Genomic DNA, 358 nt, shown 5'->3' with positions numbered 1-358 from the left:
GGTGGTTCGATCGTGCTTGCGGATGGCTCGATCAGCGCGCCGAAGTTCAGCGTGGGTGGCACGACGGTGTACAGCGTGGCCGAAGCCGTGACGAACCTCGACGGTCGCACGACGCAGAACACGGGCGACATTGCGCAGAACGCGACCAACATCGCGAGCGTGCAGAATCAGTTGTCCGAAGGTACGGTGGGTCTGGTACAGCAGGACGCGAACACGCGCGACATCACGGTAGCGAAGGACATGGACGGCACGGTGGTGAACGTGGCGGGCGCGGCGGGTAACCGCACGGTGACGGGCGTGGCGAATGGCGCCGTGAACGCATCGAGCGTTGACGCGATCAACGGCAGCCAGCTGTACG

General features: G+C 64.8%; 1 pseudogene. It reads left to right on the top strand.

What is annotated here, in order from left to right:
- Window positions 1-358, top strand: a pseudogene (locus tag AB3X95_RS38965) (adhesin); the annotation flags it as partial.

Origin of the sequence: Paraburkholderia sp. BR13444 (assembly GCF_040948755.1) — a bacterium.
Taxonomy (GTDB): Bacteria; Pseudomonadota; Gammaproteobacteria; order Burkholderiales; family Burkholderiaceae; genus Paraburkholderia; species Paraburkholderia youngii.
Note: the sequence above shows the minus strand (reverse complement) of the source record. Positions and strands in the feature narration are given on the sequence as shown.